This window comes from Paenibacillus sp. NPDC058898, from assembly GCF_049316025.1.
Classification (GTDB): domain Bacteria; phylum Bacillota; class Bacilli; order Paenibacillales; family Paenibacillaceae; genus Paenibacillus_AQ.
Map to the genome: position 1 here is coordinate 110,473 of NZ_JBMOSM010000008.1, position 25,483 is coordinate 135,955.

Annotated in this window: 23 protein-coding genes and 2 riboswitches; of the genes, 4 read left to right on the forward strand and 19 right to left on the reverse strand. The window is 51.5% G+C overall.

What is annotated here, in order from left to right; genetic code table 11:
• Positions 1-146: 146 nt before the first annotated feature.
• The 4 genes from ACOZB4_RS21580 to ACOZB4_RS21595 form a co-directional block, all read right to left on the reverse strand.
• On the reverse strand, positions 147-1,058 hold the full coding sequence (locus tag ACOZB4_RS21580) for a DMT family transporter (protein WP_379408705.1): 912 nt from the start codon (positions 1,056-1,058) through the stop codon (positions 147-149).
• A 44-nt stretch (positions 1,059-1,102) separates the two neighbouring features.
• A complete protein-coding gene (locus ACOZB4_RS21585; RefSeq protein WP_076322435.1) occupies positions 1,103-1,483 on the reverse strand; it encodes a RidA family protein in 381 nt (126 codons plus the stop codon).
• Between the two features lie 120 nt (positions 1,484-1,603).
• On the reverse strand, positions 1,604-2,602 hold the full coding sequence (locus ACOZB4_RS21590; RefSeq protein WP_379408701.1) for an alpha/beta hydrolase: 999 nt from the start codon (positions 2,600-2,602) through the stop codon (positions 1,604-1,606).
• Positions 2,603-2,642: 40 nt separating this feature from the next.
• A complete protein-coding gene (locus tag ACOZB4_RS21595; protein ID WP_379408696.1) occupies positions 2,643-3,539 on the reverse strand; it encodes an MBL fold metallo-hydrolase in 897 nt (298 codons plus the stop codon).
• A 335-nt stretch (positions 3,540-3,874) separates the two neighbouring features.
• Between ACOZB4_RS21595 and ACOZB4_RS21600 the strand changes: the two genes are divergently transcribed.
• Positions 3,875-4,420, forward strand: coding sequence for an XRE family transcriptional regulator (locus ACOZB4_RS21600; RefSeq protein WP_339269766.1), 546 nt, complete (start codon positions 3,875-3,877; stop codon positions 4,418-4,420).
• Positions 4,421-4,797: 377 nt separating this feature from the next.
• Here the strand turns inward: ACOZB4_RS21600 and ACOZB4_RS21605 are convergent, their stop codons facing one another.
• From ACOZB4_RS21605 to ACOZB4_RS21635, 7 genes are all read right to left on the reverse strand, one after another.
• Positions 4,798-4,929, reverse strand: a complete 132-nt coding sequence (locus tag ACOZB4_RS21605) for a hypothetical protein (RefSeq protein WP_379408690.1) — start codon at positions 4,927-4,929, stop codon at positions 4,798-4,800.
• A 27-nt stretch (positions 4,930-4,956) separates the two neighbouring features.
• The gene (locus tag ACOZB4_RS21610; RefSeq protein WP_339293465.1) at positions 4,957-7,278 is read right to left on the reverse strand and encodes a histidine kinase; all 2,322 of its coding nucleotides are present in this window, start codon (positions 7,276-7,278) and stop codon (positions 4,957-4,959) included.
• Between the two features lie 2 nt (positions 7,279-7,280).
• Entirely contained in the window at positions 7,281-7,907 is a 627-nt protein-coding gene (kdpC, locus tag ACOZB4_RS21615) for a potassium-transporting ATPase subunit KdpC (protein WP_379408686.1), read from the reverse strand.
• 81 nt (positions 7,908-7,988) lie between these two features.
• The gene (gene kdpB / locus ACOZB4_RS21620) at positions 7,989-10,022 is read right to left on the reverse strand and encodes a potassium-transporting ATPase subunit KdpB (RefSeq protein ID WP_379408682.1); all 2,034 of its coding nucleotides are present in this window, start codon (positions 10,020-10,022) and stop codon (positions 7,989-7,991) included.
• Between the two features lie 21 nt (positions 10,023-10,043).
• Positions 10,044-11,723, reverse strand: a complete 1,680-nt coding sequence (gene kdpA, locus ACOZB4_RS21625) for a potassium-transporting ATPase subunit KdpA (protein ID WP_379408675.1) — start codon at positions 11,721-11,723, stop codon at positions 10,044-10,046.
• A gap of 30 nt (positions 11,724-11,753) precedes the next feature.
• Positions 11,754-11,831: a potassium-transporting ATPase subunit F gene (locus ACOZB4_RS21630; RefSeq protein ID WP_076322684.1), complete on the reverse strand. Its 78-nt coding sequence runs from the start codon at positions 11,829-11,831 to the stop codon at positions 11,754-11,756.
• A gap of 150 nt (positions 11,832-11,981) precedes the next feature.
• Positions 11,982-12,392 (reverse strand): hypothetical protein, encoded by a 411-nt coding sequence (locus ACOZB4_RS21635; RefSeq protein WP_379408669.1) that lies wholly within the window; start codon positions 12,390-12,392, stop codon positions 11,982-11,984.
• A 130-nt stretch (positions 12,393-12,522) separates the two neighbouring features.
• A riboswitch (cyclic di-AMP (ydaO/yuaA leader) is annotated at positions 12,523-12,690 on the reverse strand.
• A gap of 542 nt (positions 12,691-13,232) precedes the next feature.
• Positions 13,233-13,408, forward strand: a riboswitch (cyclic di-AMP (ydaO/yuaA leader).
• Between the two features lie 133 nt (positions 13,409-13,541).
• Between ACOZB4_RS21635 and ACOZB4_RS21640 the strand changes: the two genes are divergently transcribed.
• Positions 13,542-14,006: a hypothetical protein gene (locus ACOZB4_RS21640; protein WP_379408666.1), complete on the forward strand. Its 465-nt coding sequence runs from the start codon at positions 13,542-13,544 to the stop codon at positions 14,004-14,006.
• Between the two features lie 58 nt (positions 14,007-14,064).
• Here ACOZB4_RS21640 and ACOZB4_RS21645 read toward each other — a convergent pair whose 3' ends face one another.
• Positions 14,065-14,985 carry a proline dehydrogenase family protein gene (locus tag ACOZB4_RS21645; protein ID WP_076322444.1) on the reverse strand — a complete coding sequence of 307 codons (921 nt, stop codon included), beginning with the start codon at positions 14,983-14,985 and terminating at the stop codon, positions 14,065-14,067.
• A 203-nt stretch (positions 14,986-15,188) separates the two neighbouring features.
• Here ACOZB4_RS21645 and pruA point away from each other — a divergent pair, with 203 nt between their 5' ends.
• Positions 15,189-16,736, forward strand: a complete 1,548-nt coding sequence (pruA, locus tag ACOZB4_RS21650; protein ID WP_379408661.1) for an L-glutamate gamma-semialdehyde dehydrogenase — start codon at positions 15,189-15,191, stop codon at positions 16,734-16,736.
• A gap of 71 nt (positions 16,737-16,807) precedes the next feature.
• Here pruA and ACOZB4_RS21655 read toward each other — a convergent pair whose 3' ends face one another.
• The 7 genes from ACOZB4_RS21655 to ACOZB4_RS21685 form a co-directional block, all read right to left on the reverse strand.
• Positions 16,808-18,235, reverse strand: coding sequence for a serine hydrolase domain-containing protein (locus ACOZB4_RS21655; protein ID WP_379408659.1), 1,428 nt, complete (start codon positions 18,233-18,235; stop codon positions 16,808-16,810).
• A gap of 59 nt (positions 18,236-18,294) precedes the next feature.
• Positions 18,295-19,056 (reverse strand): polysaccharide deacetylase family protein, encoded by a 762-nt coding sequence (locus ACOZB4_RS21660; RefSeq protein ID WP_379408656.1) that lies wholly within the window; start codon positions 19,054-19,056, stop codon positions 18,295-18,297.
• A complete protein-coding gene (locus ACOZB4_RS21665; RefSeq protein WP_076322448.1) occupies positions 19,053-19,889 on the reverse strand; it encodes a carbohydrate ABC transporter permease in 837 nt (278 codons plus the stop codon). Before ACOZB4_RS21665 ends, ACOZB4_RS21660 begins: the two co-directional genes overlap by 4 nt.
• Positions 19,889-20,764, reverse strand: a complete 876-nt coding sequence (locus ACOZB4_RS21670) for a carbohydrate ABC transporter permease (protein WP_379408650.1) — start codon at positions 20,762-20,764, stop codon at positions 19,889-19,891. Before ACOZB4_RS21670 ends, ACOZB4_RS21665 begins: the two co-directional genes overlap by 1 nt.
• Positions 20,765-20,926: 162 nt before the next feature.
• On the reverse strand, positions 20,927-22,180 hold the full coding sequence (locus ACOZB4_RS21675; RefSeq protein ID WP_076322451.1) for an ABC transporter substrate-binding protein: 1,254 nt from the start codon (positions 22,178-22,180) through the stop codon (positions 20,927-20,929).
• 152 nt (positions 22,181-22,332) lie between these two features.
• The gene (locus ACOZB4_RS21680) at positions 22,333-23,292 is read right to left on the reverse strand and encodes a LacI family DNA-binding transcriptional regulator (RefSeq protein WP_071219137.1); all 960 of its coding nucleotides are present in this window, start codon (positions 23,290-23,292) and stop codon (positions 22,333-22,335) included.
• 233 nt (positions 23,293-23,525) lie between these two features.
• Positions 23,526-24,437, reverse strand: a complete 912-nt coding sequence (locus tag ACOZB4_RS21685) for a DMT family transporter (protein WP_379408637.1) — start codon at positions 24,435-24,437, stop codon at positions 23,526-23,528.
• A 124-nt stretch (positions 24,438-24,561) separates the two neighbouring features.
• Here ACOZB4_RS21685 and ACOZB4_RS21690 point away from each other — a divergent pair, with 124 nt between their 5' ends.
• Entirely contained in the window at positions 24,562-25,419 is an 858-nt protein-coding gene (locus ACOZB4_RS21690; RefSeq protein WP_379408628.1) for a LysR family transcriptional regulator, read from the forward strand.
• Positions 25,420-25,483: the final 64 nt, after the last annotated feature.

Here is a 25,483-nt window from a genome sequence, read left to right on the forward strand (position 1 = left end):
TGGGTCAAAAGCGCGGGCAATAAACTATGGGGGGGCCCCTGCGGTCCACCCGCCCCACCACCATTTCTGTATTTTGGTCAATTGCCGCCTTCTAGCTCGCTTCGATAATGTTGCTTTCGTACCTATAAATTTTTAAGAATAGGCCATTACCTCTCCGCAGGGGATAATTCCAGCTTATCGTCAGGCGTTTTCCTTGTTTTGTACCCCTGTAAGGTAGCTAGAACTACGCCGCAAATAATTAGAACAGATCCTCCCGCTTGCGTTAAGGAAACCGGGGTGCCGAGCGTGATATAACCTAAAACCATGGCGACAAACGGCTGCAAATTCAGAAACAGGGAGGCTTTAGCAGCCCCCACCTTGCGGATCTGTGCATTCCAGATGATCGCGCATAAGCCTTGAATAAGCAGCGCTGATCCGATTAAGAGAACCCACCACCAGAAGCCAGGCTCCACCTGCACATGAGGCTCGCTCCAGACCGCTACCGGGTATACGGTAATACACCCCAGCACTGTGGTGTACACGGTTGCGACAAACGAGTCCATACGTTCGGTCAGTTTTTTCATTAGGATAATAGATCCCGATAATGCCAACATACAGATAAACATGATCCAGATGCCTTCAGTGATGTCAATGCCTAAGCTTTCGCCATGTCCAACAACGAAGAAGACGCCGGCAAGGGCAACAATCGAGCCTGCGGTCATACGTATCGTAAACGGTTCCCTCAAAAATAAGCGGGCAAACAGCGCTGTGAAAATCGGAGCTAACGATAAGATGAGCGAAGCTGTCGTTGCGTCCGTTGTCCGAAGTCCCGTAAAGAAAGAAACTTGGTGCAGCAGCATCCCGATAAGAGCGAATGGTACCAAATAAACGGAGTCACGGAACGTAATCTTCGTCAAGCGATGGGTTGCAATCAAATATATAAGCAGGAATACCGATGAAACCATAAGTCGGTATGCCGACAGGTGCAAGGCGGGAAATGCTTGCAGTAGCAGCGAGCCTAATACGAAATTGCTCCCGTAAAGTGTTGCACAAAACAAGAGAAGCAAATAAGATCGCAAACAGATGCGCCTTCTTTCAAAGAAATACGGATAATGGGGCAGATTTAAATGCGTTTAACTGCGATAAGCTCGATTTCAATCCCAGCATCTCTTGGTAGTCTGGACACTTCTACGGTTGTTCTGGCAGGGTGATGATCAATGAAATATTGGCTGTACGCTTCATTCATCTGTTGAAATTGCTCTAAATCCGTCATGAAAACGGATGTTTTTACAACGTCTTCCAAAGAAAATCCAGCCTTCGCTAAGACGGCCCGCAGGTTCTTTAATATTTGATGGGTTTGGTCCACGATGCCTTCTTTGAGATTTCCTTCAGCATCAATCGGAAGCATGCCCGACGTATAGATGGCATCTCCAAAAGCGATGGCTTGCGAATAAGGACCGATAGCTGCAGGTGCTTTCGTTGTTGTTATTGCGGTGTGGCTCATTGTATTAAGTTCCTCTCCGTCTTTTGTAAATTCGGTGAATAAAGAGCCCGAGGCGACAATGCCGCGGGCCTCTAAATTAGGCAAGCGATAAAACTAAAACCCGCTCTTGCAGTGGCATATTTACTTCGCTGGCCCGTACGTTTCATCCAAGAAACCGCAGATGGCTTGAAAAGCCTGAAGCCTGTTTTTCTCCAGCAAAACCATATGCGTTCCTTCTCCGATTTCGACCCAGCGGCGATAGGCAGCTCCTGTCAGGGAAGTGAAGAAATTCTGAGCCAATTCAAGGGGCACATCGATATCCCACTCCGCATGGACAAGAAGGACGGGAACAGTGATTTCTTTTGGCTCATAGAAAGCTTTACCTGCCGTCCAGTATTCGCGAATATCCAGGATAGGGCCATTGGTCGCCCGAATATGCTCAGGATGATCGGTTAGGCTCCCCGGGTCGGAAGCAAGAGTTGCTTTGACCCATTGTTCAAACCAGCCATCCGGAATCAAATCGCCGCGCTTATGTTCTGGCGCGGCGCTTAGCCAGCGTTCCTTCGTGCCGCCGGCAGCAACAAGGCGATACGAACCAAGCGGACCGCCGGTATCGATAGGAACCGGTTTAGAGCTCAACCATTGTGGGGCAACAAGCGAAAGCTTGTTTACTTTATCGTTGTTTTGACTGGTATAAGCTCCCGCAACCGTTCCTCCCCAAGACATTCCCAAAACATTGACTTTCGTTAAATTTCGGCGTTTCAAAACGTAGTCCACTGCTGTACCAAAATCTCGAACTCCCGTTTCCGTACGGACCAACGGAGGATTAAGGTCGGCAGGCTGCTCCATCTCAGGCGGCCTTGTCGAGCCGCCGTAGCCGCGAACGTCCACAGCGTAAACATCATAGCCATGGCTGGCAAGGTAGTCTAGGAAAGAGAAACCGTCTAGCTCCACGTCATACAGACTGCCTATTGGATAGGTAGCGCCATGAACCATCACGATTGTTTTTTCGTTAGAGAAGGTATTCATGGAAGCTGGCCGTTTATTTCGTACATAAAGCTCAATCCCGGGTGTATCGCTCGCGATACGAAGGTCTTCGGTCAAGATGGTTACATCGTTAAGAAAATCATGGTTTGTCATAAGCTCAGCACCTTTCGTATTGTGTTTGCGTCAGGTCGTATTAAATAAAGTCCCACTTGTAGCCGTCGCCGTTTCGAGTCACGTATCCCGCCGCGCTTTCCGGAAAATGCGTGCTGAAATAAATGACCGGGCGATCCGCGATGTATTCCAGTACCTGAAGCCGTGAAATACGGGCTTGATCGGTAAATTCGCAGTACATGGAATTCCAGTCCGGATTAAAAACCTGGAACGGATGGTGCATCACATCGGCGCCAAACAAAGCTTCTTCTCCGTCAGATTTGAGACTGATGGACATTTGGCCGATACTGTGGCCGGGTGTCGGAATGAATTTGAAAATTTCAAGAAAATGCCCGCCCTCAGGGCCGATGGTTTGCGTTAAGCCAGCTTCGACAACGGGCAATACGCTTTCTTCGTAAACGTTAAAGTTTACTTCGTTTGCTTTGTTGTGGCTGGCCTCGCTGGAGTAATATTCTTGCTCCGCGAGGGGAAATACGTATTTGGCATTTGGGAAAGTCGGCACCCATTTTCCGTCCACAAGCTTCGTATTCCAACCAACATGGTCCACGTGAAGATGCGTCAGCAGAACGTAGTCCACTTCCTCCGGCGTAACCCCCGCCTCCTTCAGCCGCTCGAGATAAGGGAGCTGGAGATTGGCAAGGTCCGGATTAAGAGGCAGATTTTTATCGTTCCCTGTAGCTGTATCGATTAGGATCGTATGGTTCGTGGTTTTCACCACCCATGTTCCAATGCTAACGATAAGCTGAGAATTGCCATCGATCAGGCCAGACAGAAGAGAGTCCCGATTCTCCTCCAGGAACATGCGGTCCCACGATCCCGGAAAATACACTTCTGGCGGAATACCGCCAAGCATCATTTCCGTGACACGCGTAACGGTAACATCACCTACTTGATAGACTTTGGGAATTTCGGTAGTCATTCTTTTATGCCCCTTTCGTCCTTCTGACACGTTTCTATGAATTCGAGTAACAAGGAACGGTTTTCTGTTGCAATCATGTGATTAGTATCTTGTTACCTTCAAAAGTTTCGCTGTAAATGAAAATTATTCTGTTGAGTGAACGATGTGCAGATACCCGGGTGAAATTCGATCGTCAACCTTGATTAAATCTTAGTCCAATAATAGCGCCAAATCAACGTTTTTACACCGTAATTCCGCCCTAGTAAAAGAGCTTGATATTGCTCATATTTACACCTATTATAAAATAGTAAATTTCGCTGTCAGCGAAATAATTTCGAAATTTAGGAGACTGGCACATGAATTCGATCGGAGAAGCAATTCGAAGTACACGAAAAAAACAGAAATTAACGCTTAAGAAGGTAGCCCAAGCAGCCTCCATATCCTTGTCTTTTCTCAGTGAAATTGAACGCGATAAGGCGAATCCGTCCATCAGCGTTCTGAAGCGCATAGCGAATGCATTAAACGTGAATTTTACGGATTTGTTTGGTGAGGAGAATCGAAGCATTGTCGTTAGAAAAAATGAGCGTAAACCTTTGGTGCATTCCGAAGGCTCCCGCATTACCTGGTACGCGCTCAGCCAAGGAAGCAGCAACAAAATGGGGCCGATATGGGGAGTGCTGGAGGAAGGAGCAGCTTACGGCGACGTCAGCGTCGGCCATAGTGATGGCGAGGAATTTCTATTTGTTCACTCCGGGCGTTTGGAGTTTGTACTGGGCAATGAACGTTATAGGCTCGAAGAAGGGGACAGCATCTATTATGATGCCAGAATCCCCCATAGTTATAAGAATATCTGGGAAGGCGAAACGTTGCTAATAGCAGTTTCTACTCCGCCTACTTTTTGACGGAACGGAATCAAATCCGTACGAGCCCAATAGTGGGAATCGTCCAGGGGCATATAGGAATATTGCAAATCTAAAAGAGGTTCCAGAGTTGATTGTTTAATACAGGATATTTGCGGATGAGGTACAGAAATGGCGGTGCAGGGATGACCTCCCTGGCACCGCCATTCTTTTATTCCCCCTGCTTTTTCACCTATCAAGCTGTTATCGAGTGAGCAAACTTACTTATGGGACAGCCCCCTTTTGGTGTTATCCGTGTCATTTGCGCTAGTATTTTCACGCTCGTATTGCTTGAGTTTTTCCGCTTCCGCATTTGTTGGGTTCTCTGCGTTCTTGTTTCCGGAATGTTGCGTTATCCGCGATTCCTGCGTTATCCGCGCTTACTGCGATTCCTGCAATTCCTGCGTTTTCCGCGTTCCCTGCACTTCCTGCACTTCCTGCTCTTCCTGCACTTCCTGCTCTTCCTGCACTTTCAGCATTTCCACCGTTTCCTGACTCACCGGTGCTCTCAAAGCATTCAGCTCCCGGCAGTTCAACCATCAAATATGCGGATCGTAATCCGCAACTACGAGCACATCCATATGCCTTGCGCTTCTTAGCAGGCCCCGGATCATTCTCCTCTGAGCGCACAGCTTCCATCCGGCCATCTGCGGCTGGCCGATAATGAATTGGGTTGCCTTAACCTCGTCTGCTGCTGCGACCAATTGAGAAGAAAAGGCGCATGCTGGCCCCCTTTTTACCGGCAGCATCATGAAGGTTCCCCCAAGTCGCTCCGTTAATGTCTGAATCGCCGTCAGGCGCTGCTCGTCGTCATGGGACAGACTGTGATGACGTTCCAGAGGAAACGCCACATACCAGTTCGCCTTCAGCCGATGAGCGATCCGGAAGCCGCGTCGAATGAGCCGCTCCGCTTGCGGGCCCCTGCCAACCATGACATAGATAACCTCCTCGCGCCTCCACGGCCCCCGAAGCGAGCCGCTGCGCTGCCAGGATTCCAGTCTCTCGTCCACATCATCGGCAATTTCCCTTAAGGCAAGCTCTCTTAGGGCAATAAGGTTTCCCGTCTTGAAAAAATGGCTGAGTGCCTGATGCACCTTCTCCTTCGCATAAATGTTCCCGTCCTTCATCCGCTGCTGCAGAGACTCCGGCGTCACATCGACGAGTTGGACCTCATCGGCCGATTGCAGAATATGATCCGGTATCGTCTCGCGGACGCGGACGCCTGTAATCTGCTCGACAGCATCATTCAAGCTCTCCAGATGCTGCACGTTCACGGTCGTAATGACGGAAATGCCGGCCGACAGAATGTCCAGCACATCTTTATACCGTTTCTTGTACTTGCTCCCAGGCACGTTCGTATGCGCCAGCTCATCCACGAGGACCACGTCCGGTCTGCGGCGAATGATCTCATCGGTATCCATCTCCTCAAGGAGCGATCCCCGGTAGTCCACCCTTTTTCGCGGAAGAACCTCCAGATCAGCTACCTGTGCCCGCGTATCCTTCCGGCCGTGCGTCTCCAGCAATCCAGCCAGAACCGTCAATCCCTTCTTCAGCAGATCGTTGCCTTCGCGCAGCATCGCATACGTCTTGCCCACACCCGGGGCAGCCCCGATATAGACTTTAAACCGCCCCCGCTTGACCTGCTCCATCTTCCGGTCCAGCTCTTGTTCATTCAAGCGATGGAACGATTCGGAAGGGAGCCGCTGCGGATGGAGCCGAGCCGGGATGATCCGCTCCCCGTCATGTGCCGCCCGATCTGCCACCATAAAAATATCCATCCCACGCGTCTTCTTCAGCAGATCCTGAAGGATCGAGCCCTGCCACAGCTCTTGCATGCGCGTCTGCTTCGAATGGCCAAGAACAATGCGTGTAACATGGTGCTCCACCGCATACTGAACAAGCACGTCAGCCAGCTTCCTCCGGGAACGGAGGGGAAGTTCCTCCAGCTTGGCACCGATCCGCACTGCGAGCTTAACCATGGAACGCTTAAAGGCAGCCTGTTCTTTGGTAAGCTCCAATCCCGGTTTCACAAACGTGACGGCCAACAGCTCGCCGTTTAATCGCTTCGCGATCTGCTGCCCGCGTCGCATATAGATAGACCCGTTCCAATGGTACTGGGTGGACACCAGTATTCGCTCAAGGGCTCCCGATGGACCGACGAGCCCATGTTCCTTGCGGTACCGCTCCAGCGAATGGCTCACTCCTTCAGCAACAAGACGGAGCGTCAACTCCCGGAGCACGGCCAGATTGCCCTGCTTCCATACGCTGCCGCCTCCAAGCAGGCCATCCTGTGCCCGTTCCAGCATCGTTTCGGGTGTTACGTCAATGAGCACCACCTCATCGGCGCTCTCCAGCGTATCGGCCGGTACCGTATGGCTGGCTTTAATGCCTGTCAGCTTGGAGGCAATGCCCTGCACGTCCTCCAGCTCATACACGTTGACCGTCGTGATGACGCTGATCCCCCGACTTAACAGGAATCGGATGTCATCCAGCCGCGTGGCATGCCGCGCTCCCTTCCGGTTCCGATGGGCAAGCCCATCAACAAGCACCACCTCCGGGTTGCGCTGCACCAGCAGATCCAGATCAAGATCCTTCTTCTCTACGCCGTCCTCCACCCAATGAATGCTGGGCACCCGCTCCAAATTCCGGACCTGCTCCACCGTTTCCGGACGCTGCATCGTGGATACGGCACATATGACGACATCGATGCCTTGCAGCCTCAGAGTTTGTCCTTCGCGAAGCATATGATAGGTTTTTCCCGAACCGCTCACAGCCCCGATATATACCTTGAGTCTCCCATGGTGGAGCTTCGCAATCGACCTTAAGATTTCCTCCGGCGATTTTCTCCGAAATGGGTCCATGATCAATCAAGAAGCTCGGCAAGAGCCAGATTTAGCTTCAATACATTGACACGCGGTTCACCAAACACGCCCAAGTCCCGTCCCTCCGTATGTTCCTTTACCAGCTGATCAAGCTCTGCCTCCGCAATTCCGGTCAGCTTGCTGATCCGCGGAATCTGAATATCCGCTGCCTGAGGCGATATGTGAGGATCCAATCCGGAGCCGGAATTCGTTACCAGATCCATCGGCACCTTGCTCACCGGAACGTCCGGATTGTTCTCCTTCCATGCTTCAATCGAAGCCTTCGTTCGTTCGATCAAATCCGGATTGGAAGGTGCGTAGTTATTGCTGCCTGAGCCGGCTCCGTTGTATTCAATGCTGGAAACCCTGCCGTGAAAATATTGAGGTTCCGTAAAGTTCTGGCCGATCAATTCCGAGCCAACCACCTTTCCGCCGGAATCCGTGACCAAGCTGCCGCCGGCTTGCTTCGGCATGAGCAGCTGCGCAGCTCCTGTCGTAACCAGCGGATAGAGAACTCCACATAACACGATAAATACAAGACTCGTTCTTACGGCAATGCCCAGGGAGACACGGGCGGAACCCGCCTTAGTATGAGGCGCCGGTGATGATTGCTGCAATGGATTATTCATAATTCCTCAATCCTTCCCTTGATATCTTCCACGTAAAGCAATCTTCGAGTTATCTCGATATGCCCGCTACGATGATCATATCTAAATCCACAGATGGACGATCATGTCGATCAGCTTAATCCCGATAAAGGGTACGATCACGCCACCTAAGCCATAGATCAGCACATTGCGCTGAAGCAGCTTCGACGAACTCATTGGCTTATAGGCTACGCCCTTCATCGCAAGCGGTATCAGCAGTGGGATAATGACGGCATTAAAGATCAGCGCAGACAGAATCGCCGACATGGGAGAACCCAGTCCCATGACGTTGAGAACATTCATGCTTGGTATGGCGGCTGCAAACATCGCCGGTATGATGGCAAAATATTTGGCGACATCGTTCGCAACGCTGAACGTGGTCAGCGCGCCCCTCGTCATTAGCAGCTGCTTGCCGATGGCAACCACCTCGATAATCTTCGATGGATCTGAATCCAGATCCACCATATTAGCCGCTTCCTTGGCTGCGGTGGTACCGCTGTTCATCGCCAGCCCCACATCGGCCTGGGCCAGCGCCGGGGCGTCGTTCGTACCGTCACCGGTCATCGCTACTAACTTCCCTTCGGCTTGTTCTCGGCGGATGACGGCAATCTTATCCTCGGGCTTGCTCTCGGCGATATAATCATCGACACCTGCTTCACGGGCAATCGTCGCCGCGGTGAGCGGATTGTCGCCCGTGCACATAATCGTCTTGATGCCCATCCGGCGCAGCTGCTCAAACCGTTCCTTCATGCCCGGCTTCACGGTATCCTTAAGGTAGATCAGACCATAGATGCGGTTATCCACGGCGATAGCGAGCGGAGTTCCGCCCTCTGTCGCGATGGCGTCACTGTTTGGCGTCAAATCCGAAGGGATGGAACCTCCTTGCGACTGCACCCACGCCTTGACGGCATCCACCGCACCCTTGCGGACTTTCCGTCCATCCTGCAGATCCATGCCGCTCATCCGGGTCTCAGCCTTAAATTCGATGAATTCCGCCCCAGCCGCCATGCTTTCATCCACTTCGAGTCCTTCCTTCTTCAGCAGCTCCAATACCGAGCGTCCTTCCGGCGTCTCGTCTTGCAGCGAGCTCACGGCTGCCCACTGGGAAACCGAGGCAAGCGATTCACCGTCGACGGGAATCAACTGGCTGGCCATCCGGTTACCAAACGTAATCGTACCCGTCTTATCCAGAATCATTGTATTGATGTCACCGGCTGCCTCCACCGCCTTGCCCGACATCGCCAGCACATTGAACTGCGTCACCCGGTCCATGCCGGCAATCCCGATCGCCGACAGCAACCCCCCGATCGTGGTCGGGATGAGACACACCAGCAGCGAGATCAGCACCGGAACGGACAGCTCGATGCCAAGATACTTCGCAATCGGTGCGAGCGTAACGACAACGATCAGGAAAATCAGCGTTAAGACGATCAACAACGTGTTCAGAGCAATTTCATTCGGCGTCTTCTGGCGGGCGGCTCCTTCAACAAGCGAAATCATTCGGTCGATAAACGATTCCCCCGGATCGCTCGTAATCCGGATTTTGATCGTATCGCTGACAACCCGGGTACCCCCGGTAACCGAACTGAAATCGCCGCCGGCTTCTTTAATGACGGGCGCGGACTCGCCGGTAATCGCCGATTCGTCAACGGACGCAAGGCCCGCAATGACCTCCCCGTCCCCGGGAATCATCTCGCCCTGCGTAACGATCACGATATCTCCTTTGCGAAGATCCGTGGATGGTACGGATTGTACCCCTCCGTTCTCCATCACTTTATGAGCCGTCATTTCCTGCTTGGATTGCTTAAGGGAGTCGGCCTGCGCCTTGCCGCGTCCTTCGGCAAGAGCCTCTGCGAAGTTAGCGAACAGCAGCGTCAACAGCAAAATCACAAACACCGTCAGATTAAATCCGATACTGCCCTCTGTCCCGAAATAGGACGGAAATAACGTCATCAGCAAAACAACCAGGGTGCCGGCCTCCACCACAAACATGACCGGATTTCTCATCATCAGGACGGGGTTCAGCTTCGTGAAGCTCTCCTTGAGCGCCTGACGAACCATCTCTTTGGACATCACTTTTTTTCTCGTATTATTCATGGTAATAGGCCACCTTTTCTATTAACGGATCGTCAGATGCTCAGCAATCGGACCAAGCACAAGTACAGGCAGGAAGGTCAATGCACCGATAATCAGAACCACTGCAATGAGAATGCCGGCAAACAGCTTATTATCTGTCCGGAACGTCCCAAGCGTCTCGGGAACCCATTGCTTCCGCATCAGCGAGCCGCCCACCGCCAACAGGGCAATCATCGAAATGTAACGGCCGAAGAGCATGACCAGTCCTGTTGTAATGTTCCAGAACGGCGTGTTATCTGACAGACCCTCAAATCCGGAACCGTTATTGGCAGCGGAAGACGTGTATTCGTACAATACTTGCGAGATGCCATGAAAGCCCGCATTGGTAATGCCTGCCTGCCCTGCATCCGTCATCAGCGCAAGGGCGGTCGGAGCTAGGATGATAAATGGATGCACCAGGATAACAATCGCAATCAGCTTCATCTCCCGCGCCTCGATTTTTCTGCCTAGAAATTCGGGGGTTCGACCAACCATAAGACCGGCCAGGAACACCGCCAATATCGCGTACATGAGCATATTCATCAGCCCAACGCCCTTTCCGCCAAAAACAGAGTTCAGCATCATCAGGGACAGCGGCGTAATCCCTCCAAGCGGCGTGAGTGTATCATGCATGTTGTTGACCGACCCGGTTGTGGCCGCGGTCGTCACCGTCGTGAACAGAGAAGATTGAGCAACCCCGAACCGGACCTCCTTGCCCTCCATGCTGCCTTGCGAGGCATCGATGCCCAAGCGGTTCAGCGAGGGATTGCCATTGGTTTCAGCGGCATAGTTCAGCGACAGGAAAGCGATAAACAAGGTCATCATCACCGAGAAAATAATCCAGCCCTGTTTGCGGCTCTTGGCGAATAAACCGAACGTATACGGAAGTGCCGCCCCGAGACTCCACATGGACAGGATTTCGATGACATTGGTCAGCGGGGACGGGTTCTCGAACGGATGTGCCGAGTTCACTCCCATAAACCCGCCGCCGTTGGTGCCCAGATGCTTGATCGATTCAAGCGCAGCTACTGGCCCTACGGCTATTTGCTGCTCGCTACCTTCCAGTGTCGTGACGCTGAGTGTAGGCTGCAAGGTCTGCGGCACCTGCTGCGCAACCAGTATCATTGCAATGATGAACGCAGCCGGGATGAACACCCGGGTGTGAGCTTTGACGAAGTCCTCAAAAAAATTACCGACGGTTGAGCCCTTGCTAGTCACCGCCCGGATAAAAGCAATCGCCACGCAGAGCCCGGTTGCCGCAGATGTGAACATCATCATCGTAATGACAGCCATCTGGGCCATATAGGATAACCCCGACTCCCCGCTGTAATGCTGAAGATTCGTATTGGTCATAAAGCTGATGATCGTAGAGAACGACAAGGTCGATTCCATATTATCGATGCCATTCGGGTTGAAGGGCAGTACTCTCTGCAACCGCAGAATCAAATACCCAGCCGCGACCAGCACGATATTCGTCATCACAAAGCTGATGGCATAACCTTTCCACGTCATTCCCTTGCGTTCTTTCAAGCCAATCAGTGCGAAGATCGGTTTCTCCGCCCAGGAGAACCATCTGTCCGTTCCATTGCCTTCATTGCGAAACACCTGATATAGATAAGTTCCAAGCGGCTTTACCAGCAGCACCAGAACGAGTATAACGATGGCAATTTGTAAAATGCCCATGGCGAATGCCTTCCTCCTTCAGCTGTCTCCCTAGAATTTTTCAGGGTGAATCAGCGCATAAATCAAGTACAGAAAAATAAAGAGCGTGCATACCAAAATGATCATCATGGTTAATCCGCCTCCGGTTCAGAAACCACGCGCCCACACCAAGACATGAACAGCATGAACAGTCCGTAGGTTCCTCCCAATATGAGCACCATATATAAATCCTGCATGAATATAACCTCCTAAAACCTCGTTGTGATATCAGCCAAGACCTTAGCTGACAATGGACAAAATCAGGAAGGATACCTGGTGATGGTTCGTATGAAGCACCACATCGGCACCCAGCCCTTTGTATATCAATCGCGGATTGCTGGAATGGGTAATCACATAAATCGACTCTGTGGTCCAGGTCCGGCAAATCCGTAAATAGCGGCAGCATAGATTCAAGCTGCTCTCGAACAGAAACACCTTGCTGACGGGAAACTCGGGAATGATCCAGGTTTGCTCGTCCCTTGTATCGATTAGTATCATGTTGGTGCAGCCCAGCTCATGCAGCCTCTCCTGTTCAACCCGGTTGTTGGCTATGGCCACAAACGAAATGCGCTTAAAGATCAGCTGGCGGATAAATTCTTCCCCGGCCTTGTTCGGTGCGGATACCAGGATAAACTCCTGCGATTTCTCCATCTTTTATTCTCCTCCTAAGTTCGGAAAGAGAAGACAACAACAAAGAAGCCTGTGGAAAGAGAAGAACTCTTCCCGCAGGCTCCTTAATAGGACACGGTGAAATACACCGTGGCCCAAGTCCACGACAATCGTTGCCTCTCTCGATACGCTTACGAGGTTAGCTGACGGATTCGGGCGTGAGAGTCGCCCTACCCATAGACCGTTATCTTGTCCATGGGATTCACCCCTGAGAGATAGATTCATCTCCCGACTGGTTCCCCCGTTCCTTTTCCATTCAAGGACTCAGCGAAAATTGAAAACGAGTAGCATGTTATTCTATTAGCCATTGACTAAACATCCAGGTCCGGCAAAACAACACAGCATCAGGTTCGAGCGGTGAGAGTCGCATCATCCTGCAATTTCAGCGAAGGCCCATGGCGCCTTCGCCCGAGATTCGATCCATAAAAGAGCCCAACTGAGCTCTCACACTGTCTGTAGGCCTTCATGGAACGGCTGCCCGTTTGCCTGTCGCTGATGTCCGTCAATTCATAGTTCGTATCATACGTCTGGCCCTGCAGGAAGTAAATGTGAGCAAAAACACATGTGGCGTTATGTCGAACAGGAACTGACCAGTATTGCTTCATTATCTCCCGAATACTACTCCATACTATGTATTTCTCTTGTTTTCTTGTATTTATCGCAATCTATCGAGATACCGAGATTTTGCCATGATAATCGATGACACGACTGAATGTACACGTTTTCTTATACAGTTTTCATCGATTTTCGGAATATATCCGTCCCATATGATCATTTACTTTTAGTTTCCTCCGGCGTATGATTCATCCATCTATTCGAAACATTCGTTATACGCTGAGCTCCCGACAGATGGGGAGACGGGGGAACCAAAATCGCCAATGGAGCTTCTATTGGTGAATGGGGTGAATCCGCAGTGCCTAGATGGTCAGGCACTGCGGTAGGGTGCTCTCAAGCCCGAATCCGTCAGCTAACCTCGTAGGCGCGTTTTGAGAGAGAACACCACCCGAGCCTTAAGCGGAAGCGGCCACTGGAACAGGGCCTCTAACGACAAATAGGCCTGGAGAGCGGGGGATCTCTGCTCACCAGGCCTATTTGCCGCGCATATAACATTCCTATAAAGGAGCGTAGATCATGACGAAATTCATCGAGGCTGCACTGACATCCGTTATCGAAACCGAAGTTCCCACATTAAGTGTAGAGCCCATCCACCATATGGAGATATTTCGTTTCGACCAGGGCTCGGCTGAACGCTTTATCCCCTGGAGCAAACGAGATTGGAACTGCGGTTTGTTCAAAATCAGCTGCAAAGACGCGGCCGGTTATGCCGAATATGCGCTGCCAAGCAACAGGGAATTCACGGATCTAGTCCGCTGGGCAGCCGTCTTTACGAGGCTGAAAGGCATGTCCGTGACCGAGGCCGTTCGCTATGCCCAGAAGCAGCACCAGTGGGGATCCGCCCGGATGCAGCTCGCCGTATCGGCGCTCGCCGATCTGGAGACCAATCGGCAACAGCACATCACTCGTAAGCGGTTAGGCAGCTTGCCGCTGGAGCGTTCCTTCCTGATGGACTGCTCGGAGGCGTATTATTTCTTCTAGGACAGTAGCTAGAGAGCTACCGTCCTCGCTTCGCTTTCAATTGATTGTTTTCCCCCGCTCACTTGAACATATTTTTGAGCACCATCATCAGGTTGGCTGGCTTCTCCGCCAGCCGCCGCGTAAAATACGGGTACCACATCGTTCCGTAGGGCATATAACACCGAATGCGGTAGCCGTCCTGTGCAAGCGCTGCCTGATCGTTCATCCGCAGCCCGTACAGCATCTGAAACTCAAATTCCTGTTTGTCTATGTGACTCTGCTCGGCAAACACCTTCACCCAGTCGATGATGTTGTCATCATGCGAAGCAATCGCAACGTAGGCACCCTGATCAAAATGCATTTTGATCAATTTCTTATAGTTGTCAATGACCTCCCGCTTCTGCTGAAAAGCGATGGTTCCCGGCTCTTTGTACGCCCCCTTCACGAGCCGCAGATTAACACCGGCATTGATTAAATTCTTGACGTCCTCCTCCGTTCGGAACAAGTAGGCCTGCATCACGGTCCCCACATTGGTCAGCCCCTCCTTATGGAGCCGCAGCGTCATGTCTATCGTCGCCTGGGTATACGGCGAATCCTCCATATCCAGACGAACGAAGTTGCGGTGCTCTTTCGCCTTTTTCGCCACCAGCTTGATATTCTCGTAAGCCTTCTCGGGGTCCAGTGCCATGCCCATCTGCGTCGGCTTCAGCGAAACGTTCGATTTCACTCCCCGCTTGGCAATCCCTTCTACAAGCTTCAAATACTCCTCCCGGTACCCGGCCGCTTCGTCCAGCGTCGTGATACCCTCCCCCAAATGATCGAGCGTGACGAGAATGCCCTTCTCATTCAGCCTCTCAATTTCATCCAGCGCCTCGTCCAAGGTATCGCCGGCTATGAATCTGCCCGCCAGTTTTCGGCCGTACTTGATCGACAACCACTTCACGAATTTATTACCGGACACCGTTAGGATCACTTTACGGTAAAGTTCGGTTCCGTCCATGCGAGCTCCCCCTTTGCAAAAGGCAAACCAAAATGCACTCTATCTTAACTCATATGCAAAAATCATGACGGCATGCAGAAAGACATACATATCTAACATCGAGCTTTTCACCAAGAGATTCTAAACACCCCACCATGACGCATTCAGCAGCTGGACCATAAACCTAAAGCTCCGAATCATATCATGTTAAGGAGGGGCCTTCCATGCGAGTACCTTTTCGGAATGAACCATTTCTGGACTTCAAGAACGAGTTGAACAACAAGTTATACGATGCTGCGCTATCCGCGGTCGAAGCCGAACTCGGCAAGACGTACCCTCTGGTTATCGGCGGTGCCCAAATCCATACGGAGCGTACCCTAAAGTCGGTCAATCCGTCCCGTAAACGTCAGGTCATCGGCATTGTATCCCAAGCCGATACCGAACTTGCGGAACAAGCCATTCAGACAGCCGCACGGACTTTTGAGACGTGGAAACACACCGCGCCGAGCGAACGGGCACGATATTTGTACAAGGCTGCAGCAATCATGCGGCGACGCAAGTTTGAATTCTCCGCACTGATGACGCTGGAAGCTGGAAAAACGCGTGCCGAAGCGGATGCGGATACGGCCGAAGCGATCGATTTCATGGAATTCTATGCACGCGAAATGCAGCGCCTGAGCGCGCCCCAGCCGCTAACGGTTCATGAGGAGGAAGAAAATCATCTCTATTACATTCCACTCGGCGTCGGCATCGTCATTCCGCCGTGGAACTTTCCACTCGCGATTATGGCAGGCATGACCACGGCGGCCATCGTCTCGGGCAACACCGTTGTGCTGAAACCGGCGAGCACCACGCCGGTCATTGCCGCCAAATTCGTGGAGCTACTGGAAGAAGTCAGCCTGCCTCCGGGCGTTGTTAACTTCCTGCCGGGACCGGGCCAGGAAGTGGGCGACTATCTGGTGGATCATCCGCTGACCAGGTTCATCAGCTTTACGGGATCCCGCGACGTCGGACTGCGGATTCAGGAACGCGCGGCTAAGACACAGCCCGGACAACAATGGATCAAACGCGTCATCGCCGAAATGGGCGGAAAAGACGCCATTATCGTAGACAGTGAGGCCGATCTGGACCTCGCGGCAGACGCGATCACCGCCTCCGCATTCGGTTTCTCCGGCCAGAAATGCTCCGCCTGCTCCAGGACCATCGTGCATGAGGACGTCTATGATACCGTGCTGCAGAAGGTTATCGACCGCTCCAAGAAGCTGGTTATCGGCAGTCCGTTACACGCCGCGGTGCAGGTAGGGCCTGTCATCGACGATAAGGCCTACCGTAAAATTCTGGACTATATCGAAATCGGAAAAGGCGAAGGCACGCTGGTACTCGGCGGATTTCCGGGCGATCCGGAGGGGTATTTCATCCAGCCGACGATCTTCGCGGACGTGGCCAGCACCGCCCGTATTTCCCAAGAGGAGATCTTCGGCCCGGTGGTGGCCTTCACGAAGGCCGCCTCCTTCGACGAAGCGATCCAATTCGCCAACAACACCGACTACGGGCTGACCGGCGCGGTGATCTCGAACAACCGCGCCCACCTGGAGCAGGCGCGGCGTGATTTCCATGTTGGCAACCTGTATTTGAACCGGAAATGCACCGGTGCCTTAGTGGGCACCCACCCATTCGGCGGCTTCAATATGTCCGGGACCGATTCCAAAGCCGGCGGGCGCGATTACCTGCTCCTGTTCACACAGGCGAAGGCGGTGTCAGAGCGATTCTGATTACGGCATGCAAAAAACCTCTCCATGACGATGGAGAGGTTTTTTATGTGCCGCTGCTTATTTTACAGGCTCTACGCCTTAACCTTGCCCTTAATCTCCCGGACCACCTTGCCCTCGAATGATTGATTCATCCAGTACGCAAGATGAATGCCTTCCTCACCGAAGGTGCATTCCGTAGTTGAGTAGAATGGCGTCTCTGTCAGCCGGATGGTCAGCTTCAACGTCCGGTCATCCTTCCAGGTCATGGAGGCAGCATATTCGTTATCCGCCGTCATCATTAGCTTCGTGGTTCCCGACTTCCACTCGTTACGACCACAGACAACCAAATTGATGCCGTGTTCCCCCTCAAGCTCCATGACCGCGCCATCTTCTTCAAATCGAACGGAGAATGAACGCAGCTTCTCCTCATTCTCCTCGAGATCATAGACGATCCCGGAGACGTCCTTCTCAATTGGGGATACCGCCTCTTCGATTGGCGGATCCAGCTTAAGCTCTTGCAGCATTCTAGTAAGAGAAGCCTCCGCTCCGGTGTCGACCGGCAGCGCATCAGATCCCATCGCTGGCTGCAGATGCTCCCATATCTCATTCAGCACGGCCTGCATGTCTCCAAGGCCGGAGGTAATCGCAATCACCGCATCCTGTTCCGGGAACACGACGCAGAATTGTCCAAAGGCACCGTCGCCGCGGTAGGCACCGTGGCGGCACATCCAGAATTGATATCCGTACCCTTCAGTCCAATCCGAAGAGGAATCCGCAGGTCCGTTGGATATCTGCTTGGAGGTTGCCTCTTCAATCCACGCTTCCGGGATCAGACGCTGGCCTTCCCATACCCCCTTCTGAAGATAGAGCTGACCGAATTTGGCAATGTCCTCAGTCTTCAGCTTAAGTCCCCATCCGCCGGTGTTGATCCCCTGCGGACAGCTTTCCCATGTTGCACCATAAATGCCGAGTGGCTCAAACAGACGGGGCTGCAAATAATCCAGCAGCGTGATGCCCGTGACCTTCTGCAGAATGGCCGAGAGCATGTAAGTCGCTGCGCTGTTATATACAAAGTGGGTCCCGGGTTCATGCTCAACCGCTTGTTTAAGAAAATCGGCCACCCAAATATCGGACTGCATGGCAGGCTCCTGGTCGTGCCCCGTTCCCATAATCAACAAATCGCGAATCGTCATCGCGGACAGATTCGGCGAGGGATCTTCAGGAGCGTATTCCGGAAAGAAGCCGATCACCCGATCCTCCAGCGTAATCCGGCCTTCCTGGACCAAAAGTCCAATCGCGGTAGAGGTAAAGCTCTTGCTTAGCGAGAACAGTATATGCGGTTTGTCCGCATCATACGGCTTCCACCAGCTTTCCGCTACGACATGTCCATGCCGTACCAGCATGAAGCTGTGGAGTTCCAGCTCCTTTTCCTGAATCGATCGGATAAAGCGTTCGATAGACTGCGATGAGATTCCTTGATTTTCGGGGGTGCTTCTTGGCAATAATTGAACCATTTTCATGTTCATCTTCCTTTCGCCTCTCCCTGTATCCATAAGATAAATTCATTATGGCCCTTCCATTATACACCAGGTAATGGTACCGCTTCATCATAACGTATAGCACGAAAACCTCGTCGCTTACTAATCTCATTTAAGTCCTCCCGTGCAAGAAAAGAAGCCTCCTGATCGCGTCCGCGCGCCAGCTCTTCCCCATCCACTTGAGCATTGCCGCACCGCACCATTTCCTTCGAATATAGGGCTGGATGGGACAGGAAGAAGTACTGGTCTTCCGTCAGGCCGCCAAGCACCCTTTCAAACGACTCGACCCCGTCCGGAACGCCGCCCGGGAAAAAGTTATAGTAATCGCGATGGTTGATTAGCCCCTTCGCTTCAATCCAGCGGTCCAGCTCTTCTTGCAGCCCGGGTATGAAGCGCTCCGGCAGCATATGAGAATCGACATAAGAAATATTGAAGCCTGCTGTGGTCAGTTTATTAAGCTGCGCTTCGCACTCTACAAGGATCTCCTGCAGCGAAGGCGGATGATCCTGAAACAGGATCGGGTCCTGATAGAAATATCCGGCCCGATCGACAAGCGAAGGAACCTGTTCCTTCGCGGCAACAGGTCCCCAACGTACGTTATCCCATTCCGCATTCAGCGTCATATGGAAACCGAAGCAGATGTCCTTGCGATGCGCCAACAGCTGTGCGGCCTCGGTAAGATAAGGGCCGGGCGCCATGATGGACACATTTTTGATGAACCCGGCCTCTACCGTCCGGGTAATCGCTAAATTGGCGGAACGGCTGGAAGCATAATCGTCGGCTCTCGTAATGATTCCCCTCATTTTACCGCACCTGCCGCAATCCCCTTGATGATGTATTTCTGAGCGAAAATATAGAAAATGACAACCGGGATGATCGTCAGCGTCAGACCGGCCATCGCCTGGTTCCACACAATCGTGAACTCCCCGAAGAAATAGAAGGTCGAGAGTGGAATCGTCCGCAGCCCTTTATCCGACAGCGTCAGCGATGGGAGCAGGTAGTCGTTCCACAACGCAATGACGTTCAGAATCGCGATGGTCACACTGATGTTCTTCAGCAGTGGGAACACGATTCTCCAGAACACGCCCAGCTTGGAGCAGCCATCTAGCGTTGCCGCCTCCTCCAGCGCAACCGGCACGGATTTGATGAACCCGTGGTACAGGAAAACCGCCATACTGGACGTAAAGCCGACGTTCATATAGATCAAGCCCTCATGGGTATTGAGCATTGGAATGTGCAGATTGCTGCGAATCCAGTCCATCACCTGCATCAGCGGCATCATGAGCGTCTGAAATGGAATCAGCATGGTCGCTACAAACGTGAAGAAAATGATTTTACTCAGCTTATTATCCGTCCGCACCAGCATCCATGCCGTCATGGAGGCGAGCACAATGACAATGATCACCGAGATGACGGTGACATACAGCGAGTTACCCAGAGCGGTGAAGAAATTCATCTTCTCCATCGCCAATTTATAATACTCAAAGCTGAAGGAAGAAGGCAGCGCGAGCGCATTCTCGTATAGCTCCGCACGATCCTTGAACGAGTTAATCAGCATGATGAAGACCGGAGACAAGAAGACCAGTGCAACGAGGAACAGCAGGATGTCAAGCAGCCATTTCCCTGATTTCTTCATTACATCTGCACCTCTCTTCTCTTCGTGATGATAACTTGCGTCAGCGTAAGTCCGGCAACAATCAGGAAGAAGATGATCGCTTTCGCCTGACCTAAACCATAATTACCGTAAGCAAAAATCTCGTTGAAAATATTCATCGCAAACATCTCCGTCGCATTGCTCGGTCCGCCCTTGGTCAACGACAGGTTCACGTCATAGATTTTGAACGCCCCGGACAGTGTCAGGAACAGACAGATCGTGAACGAAGGCATTAACAGCGGGAACACAATGCTCTTCAGTCGCTGCCACATGTTGGCGCCATCGACCTTGGCCGCCTCCATCAGCTCATCCGGAATCCCCTGGATGCCCGCGATGTAGATGATCATCGTATAACCCGCCAGCTGCCAGGTGAATACGGCGACGATGGCGTACAGTGCAAACTGCGGATGCAGCAGCCAGTTAAAGAACACGCTGTCCAACCCGGTTTTCTCACCCAGGAAGCTGAAGGCATCCGTAAAAATAAACTGCCAGATGTAACCCAGAATCAGGCCGCCGATCAGGTTCGGCATGAAAAACATCGTCCGTGCCGCATTTCTCGAGCGGAGCTTTGTCGTCACCAGCAGCGCAAAGCCCAATCCCAGAACGTTGACGCATACCAGCGCGAGCAGCGTGAATTGAACCGTATGCCAAGCCGATGTCAGGAATCGGTCGTCCTGGAACAGCTGAACGTAATTGTCGAACCCTACGAATACTTTAGGATTCGCCGGAATGCCGTCCCAATTAACGAAGGAGTACACAATCCCGATAATGAACGGGATGATGACCACGGTCGTGAAAATAAACAGAAGCGGCACCGTAAACAGGGCAAACCAGGCTTTATCCTTTCTTTTGCTCATAATCCATACCTTCTTTCCGTTCCGGATGATTCCCGCAAGGCGGCATCAAACCTTGAAGTCGTGTTAGAAAAAACAAAAGCCTAACGCTCATCATCAGAACGTCTGAGGCTAGGCTTTCGTTTTCATGGAATTGTAATATCAGATGATGGTCGCCCGCCTCGATTATTTCGATGCTTTCGCCCACACTTCATCCAGCTTCTGCAGGAACTGTTCTCCTGTCATGCTCGGATTCATGAAGTACTCCTGCGTAGCCGGAGCCAGGTCATTGGTGATGATTCCCGATGGGAAGTAGTTCAACGCCCAAGTGATCGTCTCACCCTTCGTTGTTGCTTCGTGCACCGCTTGAGACAAAGGATCCAGATCGCCTGCTTCAATATTCGTTAAAGCCGGGATGAATTTGAAATCGTCCACAATAGCTTTCTTGCCGCTGTCGCTAGTAAAGAGCCAGTTCAGGAAAGCGTTCGCAGCTTTGACTTCCTCAGCATCCGCCTGATTGTTTACGACCCAGTAGCTGGCCACGCCGACGGCGATTTTGTCATTGCCGGCGAGCGGGAATGGCATCATGCCGACTTTGGAGCCGAAATCACCGAAGTCCGCAAGCATGGAATAACTCCAGTTGCCTTGATGCACCATAGCCGTTTTTTCCGTTGCAAAGTCACCCATCTGGCTATCATATTTCACTTCCAGCGGATTCTTGGAATTCGCCTTGATCACGTCCATGAATTTTGCCCACTCTTGGAACTCCTTCGTATCCGCCATCTTCACTTCGCCTTTGTTCAGTTGCTCGATAAAGGCCAGCGGATCGGATTGTAGAGCAAACGGCGTGTTGATGATGTGTCCGATTAAGAAGTAAGCCTCCTGGGACAAACTCAAACCGTTCTTGCCGTCGGCTTTAAGCTGCTCCAGCGTCTTGGTGAAGGAATCCAGATCTTTCATGTTAGCCGGATCTACCATATCCTTGTTATACACAAGACCGAAACCTTCTACGCCGTATGGAACGCCAACGGTTTTATCTTCGACCTTCAATTCCATATCAGGCGCAATGTTCTTAACATACTCTTCACCGCTCAAATCGGAGAAATAGGATTTCAGCTTCTCGGACTCGGGCCCTGGAGCTACGCTGAATATAGTCGGTCCCTGGTTGCTGCTGAGCTTCGCTACCAACTGCTGCGAATAAGCGTCACCCGCGGCACCCCATACCTCAACCTCATTGCCGGTTTCTTCTTTATAGGTTTTAACCAAAGCTTCAAGAGGTTCTGTAATTTCAACTTTCGATTGGAAGAGCGTAATTTTCTTCAGCTTATCTCCCCCGGATGCTGCCCCAGAATCTTTGTCAGATGTACCACCACAGGCTGCAAGTGTCGCAACCAAAGCCGTTGCCGTTAGTATGCTTAATACCTTTTTTACTTTTTTCAAGTGACACGCCTCCCCCTTAAGGACTCTATAAAGTAAAACGTTTACAAACCCATCATAGGGCGGTTTACCTAGAATGTCAATAAAAATTGTACGCGTTTTCATAAAAATATCAAGTAAAATCCTTGATATTTTACTAGTTCTACTCATAAAGTTTATCTCACCGTTTTTCTCCACTGAATGGTGGCATTCAGCTTAAAAGGCTCCCTGCCCGTTGTGCCCTTGATCATCTCGAGCAGCTCCTTCGCCGCCAAATAACCGCTTTCATAACGCGGGATTGCAATCGTGGTCAAACCGGCCATCGCCGCCGCATCCGAATTATCGAATCCGGTGATCGAGATATCCTCCGGGACCCGTATTCCGTTCTCTTCCAAAGCTTTGATCGCGCCGAGAGCCATATTGTCATTCGCACAGACCAGCACTTCCGGCAAGGCGTTGCTCAGGATCAGAATTTTGGCCGCCTGATATCCGCTTTCCTCGCTGTAATCGCCATGAAAGTAATTGCGGCGGTCAAACACGATGCCATTCTTCGCAAGCGTATCCATAAATCCGGCGAACCGCTCCTTGTGATCCAGGGTAAACTCCAAGCCGCCAATGTATCCAAAATTCGTAAACTGTTTATCCACCAAGGCCTGGACCATTTCACACATCACGGGGTAGTTGTCCACGATCACGCTTTTGGTGTTGGCGTACTCATTATCAATAATCCGATCCATGAGAACGACAGGGAACTGCGGCGTGGCTACCGAGACTAAATATTCGTCCGTCATGTTCCGATCGAGGCTTATGGTACCGCTTGCAAATTTACTGCGCATAAAATTGGTGCTGGATTTATTCGTACAGATGATAAGATCGTATCCATTCTCCGTAAGGCAATGGCTGATCCCCTTGATGATCTTTAAATAATAATCGCGATCAAAGTCGCTGAAGACAAATATAATCGTGTTGCTTTTATCGGATTTGGTTGACTTATGTGGAAAATAGCCGTGCTCCGAGCATAATCTCAGCACCCGCTCCCTCGTCTCCCGCCCCACGTTCTTACGCCCGTTCAGCACGTTGGACACTGTAGACACCGAGACATCCGCGAGCTTTGCAATTTCCTTCAAACCACTCATGAATCCTATCCCCTCTCCAAAGGCGTTAGTAAATTTAATATAACATGGATTTATTTTTAATAAAATTTACTTATTTTGTTTGGACGAGGTTTTCCTAGGAACATCATCCTTGTTATTGCTTCTCATGATACCTGTTCAGACGAGAAAACCTTTGTTCGCCATAGCAAAAAACAGGCCACACGAATTCATTCGCTGTGACCTGCTACATCCGAATTTATTAGATTTCTTGCCCTTTATACGGTACCGCACCGTTCCCTGATCGCAAATGGATCTTTTGTTTTGTCTACTCGTCTAGGCCGATTCACCAGATAAATGCCAAGCCCGATACACACTGTGCCGGCCAAGGTATACCAATGCAACTGCTCGCCTAATATAAGCCATCCGGATAATACACCGAACACGGGAATAAGGAACAGATACACGTTGGCTTTATTGGGATCGCTATTGCGCAGCACATAATACCAGGTGACGAACTGGGCAATCGAGCTCATCAGAATCATCCAGCCCAAAACAAAGAGTTCCTTAACGATCTGAGACGAATCCCATACAAAATGCGGCTGTTCCAGCAGCGGACTTGCGATGAGCAGAAGGATGCCTCCGATCAGCATCTGATAGGCAGCCATGACCCAAGCGTCAAACTCCTTGCCCCAATGGGAACTTAGCAGCGTCGCCATGCCCCAAGCAATCCCTGCGCCCAGCGCAAACCAAAATCCGCTCTGCATCTGCATCTCCAAGCCTTGCGTAATGAACACGCCGATAAAACCGATGATCACGCCCGCCCACTGAAGAAGACGGTACCTTATACCGAAGATCAGGAAGCTGAACACGATGAACCAGATTGGGTTGCTGGAGGACAGAACCGAGGAGCTGCCAGAGGATATCGTCTGCATGCTCAGGTAGATGCCACTCATCACGAGTGCCGATTGAAACAGCCCGATCGTTGCCAGCTTCAGCCAGGCAGCGCCGCTCTTGGGATGGGGCCGTCTTACAATGAAGGGCAGCATCAGAAGTCCCGCTCCCACAAACCGGATCGCCAGCAGTACGAATGGGGAACCGAAGGAGAGCGCAATTTTGCCGATCGGGAAGTTAAGTCCAGCGACCAGCATCGTAAATATCGTCAGAAACAGCATACGCGGTTTGCTCATGCCATGAATTCCCCTCTCCTTAACCAAGTGTATCCTCAGTTTATTCCGACCTTCATATCATGTAAAATAATTAAATAAGATTCGAGCCATCACTATGAATGATGGATATAAGGAGGCTCCTAAGGTGGAGAGTGGGGATCTGAAAATATTCCAGGCTGTTGCCCGTGAAGGAAATATAACCAAGGCTGCCGCCAGCCTAGGTTACGTGCAATCGAACGTGACCGCTAGAATCCGGCAGCTTGAATCCGAGCTGAACACGCCTCTGTTCTATCGGCTCAGCCGCGGCGTTGCCTTAACTTCGGCCGGCTGTAATCTGCTCAAATATGCCGATCAGATTACGCGTTTGCTTGACGAAGCCGTGAAATCGACGCAATTCTCGGAAGAACCGTCGGGTCCGCTGCGGATCGGCTCATCGGAAACCACAGCCGCGGTACATCTACCCGGTATCATGCTGGATTATCATAGACGGTATCCTGACGTGAAATTGTCATTAATTACAGGCCATAGAGCTGACTTGATTCGAGCCCTGAACGAGTATGAACTGGACGGGGCGTTTATCAGCGGGCCTCTGGATTACCCGGACTTTGACGAAATCCGGGCCTTTGACGAGGAGCTTGTCCTCATCTCGGAACCGACGGAGGCTGTGCTTCACGATTTGCTCACCAAACCGCTGCTGTTCTTTGGCAAGGGCTGCTACCATCGTGAACGGTTGGAGCAATGGCTTCATGAAGAGAACGTGGGACCCATGAATATTATGGAGTTTGGTACGTTGGAAGCCATCATGGGCGGTGTGGCCGCCGGGCTGGGTATCTCGCTGCTAACGCAGTCTTCCGTTAAGGACTGGGTGGATGCCGGGAGATTGCAGGCTTTCCAAATCCCCGAGCGTTATCGCAGCTCCAAGGTCCATTTTGTATTCCGGCGCGACCTGTTTCGCACCAGCGCCTTTAATCATTTTATTGAGCCGTTTAAGAAGACCGAATAAATACTTCGACCGGAACGGGAACAAAGAAACCGTGGCCCTAAGGGTCACGGTTTCTTGATGAGAA

What these genes read in the sequence shown, in the direction of transcription:
- pruA (WP_379408661.1), top strand. Translation starts at nt 15,189, where the DNA reads ATGCGAGTACCTTTTCGGAATGAACCATTTCTGGACTTCAAGAACGAG.
- ACOZB4_RS21590 (WP_379408701.1), bottom strand. Translation starts at nt 2,602, where the DNA reads ATGACAAACCATGATTTTCTTAACGATGTAACCATCTTGACCGAAGAC.
- ACOZB4_RS21645 (WP_076322444.1), bottom strand. Translation starts at nt 14,985, where the DNA reads ATGGACGGAACCGAACTTTACCGTAAAGTGATCCTAACGGTGTCCGGT.
- kdpB (WP_379408682.1), bottom strand. Translation starts at nt 10,022, where the DNA reads ATGAATAATACGAGAAAAAAAGTGATGTCCAAAGAGATGGTTCGTCAG.
- ACOZB4_RS21595 (WP_379408696.1), bottom strand. Translation starts at nt 3,539, where the DNA reads ATGACTACCGAAATTCCCAAAGTCTATCAAGTAGGTGATGTTACCGTT.
- ACOZB4_RS21635 (WP_379408669.1), bottom strand. Translation starts at nt 12,392, where the DNA reads ATGGAGAAATCGCAGGAGTTTATCCTGGTATCCGCACCGAACAAGGCC.
- ACOZB4_RS21640 (WP_379408666.1), top strand. Translation starts at nt 13,542, where the DNA reads ATGACGAAATTCATCGAGGCTGCACTGACATCCGTTATCGAAACCGAA.
- ACOZB4_RS21685 (WP_379408637.1), bottom strand. Translation starts at nt 24,437, where the DNA reads ATGAGCAAACCGCGTATGCTGTTTCTGACGATATTTACGATGCTGGTC.
- ACOZB4_RS21600 (WP_339269766.1), top strand. Translation starts at nt 3,875, where the DNA reads ATGAATTCGATCGGAGAAGCAATTCGAAGTACACGAAAAAAACAGAAA.
- ACOZB4_RS21655 (WP_379408659.1), bottom strand. Translation starts at nt 18,235, where the DNA reads ATGAAAATGGTTCAATTATTGCCAAGAAGCACCCCCGAAAATCAAGGA.
- ACOZB4_RS21670 (WP_379408650.1), bottom strand. Translation starts at nt 20,764, where the DNA reads ATGAGCAAAAGAAAGGATAAAGCCTGGTTTGCCCTGTTTACGGTGCCG.
- ACOZB4_RS21665 (WP_076322448.1), bottom strand. Translation starts at nt 19,889, where the DNA reads ATGAAGAAATCAGGGAAATGGCTGCTTGACATCCTGCTGTTCCTCGTT.
- ACOZB4_RS21610 (WP_339293465.1), bottom strand. Translation starts at nt 7,278, where the DNA reads ATGGACCCATTTCGGAGAAAATCGCCGGAGGAAATCTTAAGGTCGATT.
- ACOZB4_RS21585 (WP_076322435.1), bottom strand. Translation starts at nt 1,483, where the DNA reads ATGAGCCACACCGCAATAACAACAACGAAAGCACCTGCAGCTATCGGT.
- ACOZB4_RS21630 (WP_076322684.1), bottom strand. Translation starts at nt 11,831, where the DNA reads ATGATGATCATTTTGGTATGCACGCTCTTTATTTTTCTGTACTTGATT.
- kdpC (WP_379408686.1), bottom strand. Translation starts at nt 7,907, where the DNA reads ATGAATAATCCATTGCAGCAATCATCACCGGCGCCTCATACTAAGGCG.
- ACOZB4_RS21660 (WP_379408656.1), bottom strand. Translation starts at nt 19,056, where the DNA reads ATGAGGGGAATCATTACGAGAGCCGACGATTATGCTTCCAGCCGTTCC.
- kdpA (WP_379408675.1), bottom strand. Translation starts at nt 11,723, where the DNA reads ATGGGCATTTTACAAATTGCCATCGTTATACTCGTTCTGGTGCTGCTG.
- ACOZB4_RS21680 (WP_071219137.1), bottom strand. Translation starts at nt 23,292, where the DNA reads ATGAGTGGTTTGAAGGAAATTGCAAAGCTCGCGGATGTCTCGGTGTCT.